The 7235-nt window shown below is 61.2% G+C and carries 7 protein-coding genes; 3 read left to right on the top strand and 4 right to left on the bottom strand.

Annotated elements, in window-relative coordinates; genetic code table 11:
• Positions 1-90: 90 nt before the first annotated feature.
• The gene (gene rapA, locus KGB27_RS30340) at positions 91-2937 is read right to left on the bottom strand and encodes an RNA polymerase-associated protein RapA (RefSeq protein ID WP_223557319.1); all 2847 of its coding nucleotides are present in this window, start codon (positions 2935-2937) and stop codon (positions 91-93) included.
• A gap of 219 nt (positions 2938-3156) precedes the next feature.
• On the opposite strand from rapA, the gene KGB27_RS30335 reads away from it, so the two are divergent.
• Positions 3157-3498, top strand: a complete 342-nt coding sequence (locus KGB27_RS30335; RefSeq protein ID WP_008034222.1) for a hypothetical protein — start codon at positions 3157-3159, stop codon at positions 3496-3498.
• Here KGB27_RS30335 and KGB27_RS30330 read toward each other — a convergent pair.
• The 3 genes from KGB27_RS30330 to KGB27_RS30320 form a co-directional block, all read right to left on the bottom strand.
• Complete coding sequence (locus tag KGB27_RS30330; protein WP_223557318.1) at positions 3495-4682, bottom strand: aminotransferase class V-fold PLP-dependent enzyme; 1188 nt, start codon at positions 4680-4682, stop codon at positions 3495-3497. The two genes, KGB27_RS30335 and KGB27_RS30330, sit on opposite strands and share 4 nt — an antisense overlap.
• Positions 4679-5149 (bottom strand): RidA family protein, encoded by a 471-nt coding sequence (locus KGB27_RS30325; protein WP_223481918.1) that lies wholly within the window; start codon positions 5147-5149, stop codon positions 4679-4681. Before KGB27_RS30325 ends, KGB27_RS30330 begins: the two co-directional genes overlap by 4 nt.
• A 200-nt stretch (positions 5150-5349) precedes the next feature.
• A complete protein-coding gene (locus tag KGB27_RS30320; RefSeq protein ID WP_223557317.1) occupies positions 5350-6243 on the bottom strand; it encodes a LysR substrate-binding domain-containing protein in 894 nt (297 codons plus the stop codon).
• A 186-nt stretch (positions 6244-6429) separates the two neighbouring features.
• Here KGB27_RS30320 and KGB27_RS30315 point away from each other — a divergent pair, with 186 nt between their 5' ends.
• Both KGB27_RS30315 and ccoM read left to right on the top strand, forming a co-directional pair.
• Positions 6430-6591 carry a hypothetical protein gene (locus KGB27_RS30315; protein ID WP_085988412.1) on the top strand — a complete coding sequence of 54 codons (162 nt, stop codon included), beginning with the start codon at positions 6430-6432 and terminating at the stop codon, positions 6589-6591.
• Positions 6592-6733: 142 nt separating this feature from the next.
• On the top strand, positions 6734-6850 hold the full coding sequence (ccoM, locus tag KGB27_RS31460; protein ID WP_007906619.1) for a cytochrome c oxidase subunit CcoM: 117 nt from the start codon (positions 6734-6736) through the stop codon (positions 6848-6850).
• The last annotated feature ends 385 nt before the right edge of the window (positions 6851-7235 follow it).

Genomic DNA, 7235 nt, shown 5'->3' with positions numbered 1-7235 from the left:
GCTCCTACAGGGATTGTTTGGTTTATCCGAGACAAAAAAAGGCCCGCATCGCTGCGGGCCTTTTTCATTGCACGAGGTGGGGCAGGGCGATTAACCCGCCACCAATACCCGAATCGCTTCCAGTCGCAGTGCTGCCTTGTCGAGCATCGCCAGACCTTGTTCCCGCTGTTTACGCAGGGCAACCAGTTCGCTGTCGCGTACGGTCGGGTTGACCGCTTGCAACGCGGTCAGGCGGGCCAGTTCTTCATCGGTATCAGCGGCGAGACGACGTTGCGCCTCGGCCACGCGCTCGGCGTGACGCGGGAAGATTTTCTCTTCGCCGGCGTTGATCTGTGGCGTCAGCTGATCGCGCTGGGCCTGGATGAACTTGTTGGCGCTGGCACGCGGTACGCTTTCCAGTTGATCGTTCAGGGTCTCGAACGACACCCGGGCCGACAGGTCATTGCCATTGGCATCGAGCAGGCAGCGCAGCGCGGCCGGCGGCAGGTAACGACCCAGTTGCAGCGAACGCGGTGCAACCACTTCGCTGACGTAGAGCAGTTCCAGCAACACGGTGCCCGGTTTCAGCGCCTTGTTCTTGATCAGCGCCACGGCGGTGTTGCCCATCGAACCGGACAGCACCAGGTCCATGCCGCCTTGCACCATCGGGTGTTCCCAGGTGATGAACTGCATGTCTTCGCGAGACAGCGCCTGGTTGCGGTCGTAAGTGATGGTCACGCCTTCGTCGTCGCCCAGCGGGAAGCTGGCGTCGAGCATTTTTTCGCTCGGCTTGAGGATCAGAGCGTTTTCCGAGTGGTCTTCGCTGTCGATGCCAAAGGCGTCGAACAGGGTTTCCATGTAGATCGGCAGCGTGAACTGATCGTCTTGCTCGAGGATGTCCTCGACCAGCGCATCACCTTCGCCAGCGCCGCCGGAATTGAGTTCCAGCAAGCGGTCACGGCCAGTGTGCAGCTCGGCTTCCAGGCGCTCACGCTCGGTGCGAGCCTCGTCGATCAGCGCTTGCCACTCGCCGTCGTCGGCATTTTCCAGCAGCGGCAGCAGGCGCGGGCCGAACTGATGCTGCAAGGCGTTGCCGGTCGGGCAGGTGTTGAGGAAAGCGTTCAACGCTTCGTGGTACCACTGGAACAAGCGCTCTTGCGGGCTGGTTTCGAGGTACGGCACGTGCAGTTCGATGATGTGCTTCTGGCCGATCCGGTCGAGACGACCGATCCGCTGCTCCAGCAGGTCCGGGTGCGACGGCAGATCGAACAGCACCAGGTGGTGCGAGAACTGGAAGTTGCGACCTTCACTGCCGATTTCCGAGCAGATCAGCACTTGCGCGCCAAATTCTTCATCGGCGAAGTAAGCGGCGGCGCGGTCACGCTCAAGGATGTTCATGCCTTCGTGGAACACCGTCGCAGGAATACCGGAACGCACGCGCAGGGCGTCTTCCAGGTCCATGGCGGTTTCGGCGTGGGCGCAGATCACCAGCACTTTGGTGCGCTTGAGCATTTTCAACTGGTCGATCAGCCACTCGACGCGCGGGTCGAATTTCCACCAGCGTTCTTCTTCGTTGGCGTCCGGCTGGGCCTGGAAGCTGACTTCCGGGTACAGCTCGGCGTGATCGCCCAACGGCAGTTCGAGGTATTCGTCGGGGCACGGCAGCGGGTACGGGTGCAGTTTGCGCTCCGGGAAACCCTGCACGGCGGCGCGGGTGTTGCGGAACAGCACGCGGCCAGTGCCGTGGCGGTCGAGCAGTTCACGGACCAGGCGGGCACTGGCTTCGGTGTCGCCATCATTGACGGCGCTCAGCAGCGCTTCGCCTTCGTTGCCGAGGAAACCGTGAATGGTCTTGTGCGCTTCAGGCGACAGGCGCCCCTTGTCCAGCAGCTCCTGAACGGCTTCGGCCACCGGGCGATAGTTCTCGCTCTCGGCACGGAAGGCGTGCAGGTCATGGAAACGGTTCGGGTCGAGCAGGCGAAGACGCGCGAAGTGGCTGTCCTGACCCAGTTGTTCCGGGGTGGCGGTCAGCAGCAATACGCCGGGAATGACTTCGGCCAACTGTTCGACCAGCGAGTATTCCGGGCTGGCCTTGTCTTCGTGCCACACCAGGTGGTGGGCTTCGTCGACGACCATCAAGTCCCAACCGGCGGCGAACAGCGCGTCCTGGGCCTTTTCGTCTTCCACCAGCCATTCCAGGGCGACCAGCGCGAGCTGGGTGTCTTCGAACGGGTTGGCGGCATCGCTTTCGATGAAGCGTTCTTCGTCGAACAGCGCGACTTGCAGGTTGAAGCGGCGGCGCATTTCCACCAGCCACTGGTGTTGCAGGTTTTCCGGCACCAGGATCAGCACGCGGTTGGCGCGGCCCGAGAGCAGTTGGCGATGGATCACCAGACCGGCTTCGATGGTTTTGCCCAGGCCCACTTCGTCTGCCAGCAATACCCGCGGCGCAATGCGGTCGGCGACTTCACGGGCGATGTGCAACTGGTGCGCGATCGGTTGCGCGCGCACGCCGCCCAGGCCCCAGAGCGAGGATTGCAACTGGCGGCTGGTGTGTTCCAGGGTGTTGTAGCGCAGGGAGAACCAGGCCAGCGGGTCGATCTGCCCGGCGAACAAACGGTCGCTGGCCAGTCGGAACTGAATGAAGTTCGACAGCTGGGTTTCCGGCAGGGTGACCACTTCGTTCTGCGCGTTGAGGCCGTGGTAGATCAGCAGGCCGTCGATGTCGTCGACTTCCTGTACGGTCAGTTTCCAGCCTTCGAAGTGAATGATCGAATCGCCCGGCGAAAAACGCACGCGGGTGAGGGGCGCATTCCGTAGCGCGTACTGGCGAGTCTCGCCAGTGGCCGGATAGAGCACGGTCAACAAGCGGCCGTCCTGTGCCAGAACGGTGCCTAAACCCAGCTCGGCTTCGCTGTCACTGATCCAGCGTTGCCCCGGTTGATACTGCTGCGCCATGCTGCCTGACTCCCACCTTGAAAAAGCGGGCTATCTTAACGGAATGAGGGCTTCAGGGCCAAAGGACTCTCAGAAAAACTCACAGTCTTACGTTAGTTCACCGCTTGAGACGTGTGCGGGCCGGGGCACTTGTTAGTGCCAATCCGGTCACAGTTTGCGACCGATGGCTCAAGTCGCCATCCCCGCAGCCGACAGCCTGCTGACAGGAGACAAATAATTATGCTGCCACCGATGCTCCCCTTGAGTGCCGTGCCGATCACTTCACAGCACGACCCGATCCGCCAGCGCCCGGATATTCCACCTGTTGTACCGGTGCAGGAAAGCTCCAACGAAAGCACGATCGACCTGCAACAGCGCGATCCGGAAGAGGCGGCGTTTCAGCTGCGCGAGGAGCAGCGCCGCAAGCAGGAAAAAGAACGCCGTCGCCGTGAAGCCGATGAAGATCCTGAAGAGCACCTGGCGATTCCCGGCACTGAGCTCAACGCGGATAACACCGTGCCGGTCGCGCCATTGATGGACGACGAGCCGCGTCAGGGGTTGTGGGTCGACATTCAGATTTAGTCCTTGATGAGGGAAAGTTCGTTGAGGGCGTTGAGCAGTACATCCATTTCTTCTTCGGTATTGAGGTAACTGACGGCAATCCGCGCGATGCTGTCCAGCCCTCGGGCCTGCATATCCAGCGGCGTATAGGCCACGCCATTGGCGCCGATGTTGATCCCTCGTTGCGCCAGCCGCTGCTTCAATTCAACGCTGTCCCAACCCTTGAGCGTGAAGGCGACCAAGCCTGATTGCTGATTCGCCGGCCCCAGGTTGTGTAGCGTCAGCCCGCTGACCGACTCAAGGCGTTCGCGCAGTTGCCCGCTCAAGCCCTCGATCCGCTGGCGAATCCGGGTTGCACCCAAGTGGTTGAACTCCTCCAGCGCATTGGCCAGCCCGGCCAGCAAAGCCACCGACACTTCACTGGTTTCAAACCGCCGCGCATCGTCACGCACCGAGAAACCTTCGCCGTCCCACGGTGCGGAAAGCACGTCCAGATGGCCGGGCACGAGCCGTTCGAGAAACCCCGGTTTGATGTACATCAACGCCGTTCCTCGTGGGCCACGGAGGAATTTGCGCCCGGCGCCCTTGAGCACATCGCAGTTCAACGCCTGCACATCGCAGGGCAATTGCCCCAGCGCCTGGCCGGCGTCGATGAAGTAGGGAATGCCGTGCTGGCGCGCCACGGCGCCAATGGCCTCGGCCGGGTTGATCAGGCCGCCGTTGGCCGGCAGCCAGGTCAGTGCGATCAGCTTCACCTTCGGGTCGATCATCTGCTGGAGGGCGGACACGGACACGGCGCCCGTCTCATCGCAGGGAATCACCTCCAGCCGCGCCCCGGCGCTGACGGCCCGTGCGATGCAGGCCAGATTGCCGCCCCATTCATGGCGCCCGACCAGAATCCGCTCGCCGTCCTGCCATGGCCCCAATGCATTGAATGCCATGCCCCAGGCCGCCGAACCGCTGCTGGCGAACGCGATGTTTTCAGTGTTTGCATTGAGCAGCAGGGCCGCCGCACTGCGAGCGCGGGCCTGCACGCTCTGGTCGGCGGCTTCCATGGGGCCGCAGAGGGCTTCGAGTCGCAGTTGCTCGATGATCGCGTCGAGGGTGGCCTGGCTCGGTAACGAGGCGCCGGCGTGGTTGAAGTGAATCACGCTGGTGCCCCCCGGCGTCGCCGCTCGCAAACGCTCCACTTCGTCGGGGTTCATGGACGCAGCTCGAAAATTGCGTCGATTTCCACGGCCACGCCGCCGGGCAGGCTCGATACGCCGACAGCCGTGCGCACATGCCGGCCTTTTTCGCCGAGGGCATTGACCAACAGGTTGGACGCGCCATTGGCGACCGCACCTTGACGCGCAAAATCCGCGGCGCTGGCGATGAACACGCCAAGACGGATGATGCGCACCAGTTTCGACAGGTCATCACCGAGCGCATCGCTCAATTGTGCGAGCAGGCCCAGCGCGGCAAGTTCGGCGGCGTTGGCGCCTTCTTCATCGGAGATCGACTCTCCCAATCGGCCGATGAATGCCGGTTTGCCGTCCAGTAACGGAATCTGCCCGGAAATGAACAACTGGTTCTGGCTGACCACGTGGTTGACGTAGTTGGCGATGGGCTGGCTCGGTGTTGGCAGGCTCAGGCCAAGTTGCTGGATGCGGTGGGCGAGTGAGTCGGTCATGGTGAATCCTCCTGAATGAAGGCTTCAGCATGTTGGCGGACGGGGAGCGCGACAAACGGATAGATTTAATCCGACGTATTCAATTAGCTCATGCGTAGATCGAATGTGGGAGCGAGCCTGCTCGCGAAAGGGTGTGTCAGTCACATGAATGTTGGATGGGACATGGCCTTCGCGAGCAGGCTCGCTCCCACCTTTGATCCTCAGTCGCCGTGAGATTTGTGTGCGATGTTGGCCATCTCATTCAGCCATTCACTAAAGCATTGTGCCGCGTGGCTCGGCGGTCGCTCGGGCGTGACCAGCCAATAGCCGATATCGCTAATGAACGGTGGGGTGGAGAAGGCTTCTACCAACGAGCCGTCCTTGAGTCGGCGCTCGATCAAGTGATGACGCCCCATGGCGATGCCTTGGCCGGCCACGGCGGCTTCGACGACGATGTTGTAGTCGTGGAGCATGACGCTGGGGCAATGGCTGAGGTCGATGGCGTTGTGCGCGCTCCAGTCGATCCACTCGAACGGCTGGTGCGACTTGGCCATGAGCAGCGGGCCTTGGTCGGTGCCCTTGGCCTTGAACGCCGGGCTGCAGACCGGGTTCAGTGTTTCCACCATAAAGCGCCGGGCCTGGACTTTCGGCCAGCCACCTTTGCCGTAGCGAATGGCCAGGTCGACTTCGCCGCCGCTGACGTCGGCCAGTTGCACCGAGGGCAGGAGTTCGACATGAATGTGCGGGTGGCGCGCGTTGAAACTGGCCAGGCGCGGCGCCAGCCACAGGGTGGCGAACGAGGCGAGCAGGCCGATGCGCAGGGTGCTTTCCTGGTGCTCATTGCCCCGCAGTTCACGGGTGGCGAGGGCGATGGAGGCGAGGGCCGGTTGAATCTGCCGGTAGTAGGCTGCCCCGGCTGGTGTCAGATCGATAGCCCGGGTGCGGCGGATAAACAGCCGCTGATTGAGGAACTGTTCCAGTTTCTGCACTTGATGGCTGATTGCACTTTGGGTCACCGACAATTCATCGGCGGCCTTGATGAAACTCAAATGACGCGCCACGGCCTCGAAGGCGCGCAGGGCCATCAAGGGAGGCAGATCCTGGTGCAGTTCCACAGCGCGGGTCCTTTGGGTCCATCGCAAAGTCGCGATTGTGCGTTGAAAAAACGCCGTGAGCACATATTTTGTTAAGCCGCTGTTACGCAGGCGACTGGTCAGCGCGGGCGCCAGACCGCATTATTGGCGCAATCCTGCCGAGCGATGCGGCAGTTGAACTTCATTTCACACGATGCACTGAAGACCATGAGCCAAGACGACAAACTGATCGACCTCAATTCCGAACGCGCCAAGCGTGTTCATGACCTCAACGAAAAACGCCTGAACGAAGTGCGCCAGGCATTCGAGCAGGCAATGCCGTTGGGCAAGGCGAAGAAGAAGCCGAAGAGCAAACCGAAAAAGCGTTAAACCCCTTGCATCCGTTGATGTAGATCAGTTTTCCCCCTCCTTTGCGCCCAGTCTCGGGCGATATTGATCCCGGTCAATTTCCTCTCCTGCCTGATTGGTTAACTTAGCCCCATCGCAACAGGGCAAGTGCAGGAGGCCAGTCATGTTTTTCGACAACGTGGTGATCGCCGGAGTGCTGACAGTCGGCCTCATGGTTCTGTTTTTCGCAGGGTTTGGATTTTTTATCTGGAAAGATTCGCACAAACGGAAAAAACCGTAGGTCTTTCTGGATGCAATGAGCACGCAAGGCATTTTGGGCAACTTCGGTTGCCCTTTTTTTTTGCCTGCGAAAATCTGGTGGTTTGTGTGGGTTGGTGGTGGGGGGCTCTATGTTGGGCAACGGCCTGGGGTTTTCAGGTTGATTGTTGGGTGGGGTACATATCCGTTTCTGTGGTGATGGCGGCTATTGGTTTCGCCCTTACGGCGAGTCACTTTCGAAAAGCGCGAAAGTAACCAAAGCGCTTTTGCCCCTTTCGTTCGGTGCCTCGCCTAGGCTCGGCATACCCTCGCTCCGGTCCTGCTCCGTGGGCCCGCGGCCATCGGCCATCCATGGCCGGGGGCGGCTAACCCGGCATCCATGCCGGGTTGCCCACTACGCAGAACCT

This window comes from Pseudomonas sp. BF-R-01 (genome assembly GCF_019946615.1).
Classification (GTDB): domain Bacteria; phylum Pseudomonadota; class Gammaproteobacteria; order Pseudomonadales; family Pseudomonadaceae; genus Aquipseudomonas; species Aquipseudomonas migulae.
Note: the sequence above shows the minus strand (reverse complement) of the source record. Positions and strands in the feature narration are given on the sequence as shown.

Coding starts and splice junctions, on each gene's coding strand:
- KGB27_RS30330 (WP_223557318.1), bottom strand. CDS start 4,682: ATGAACCCCGACGAAGTGGAGCGTTTGCGAGCGGCGACGCCGGGGGGC.
- KGB27_RS30315 (WP_085988412.1), top strand. CDS start 6,430: ATGAGCCAAGACGACAAACTGATCGACCTCAATTCCGAACGCGCCAAG.
- ccoM (WP_007906619.1), top strand. CDS start 6,734: ATGTTTTTCGACAACGTGGTGATCGCCGGAGTGCTGACAGTCGGCCTC.
- KGB27_RS30335 (WP_008034222.1), top strand. CDS start 3,157: ATGCTGCCACCGATGCTCCCCTTGAGTGCCGTGCCGATCACTTCACAG.
- rapA (WP_223557319.1), bottom strand. CDS start 2,937: ATGGCGCAGCAGTATCAACCGGGGCAACGCTGGATCAGTGACAGCGAA.
- KGB27_RS30325 (WP_223481918.1), bottom strand. CDS start 5,149: ATGACCGACTCACTCGCCCACCGCATCCAGCAACTTGGCCTGAGCCTG.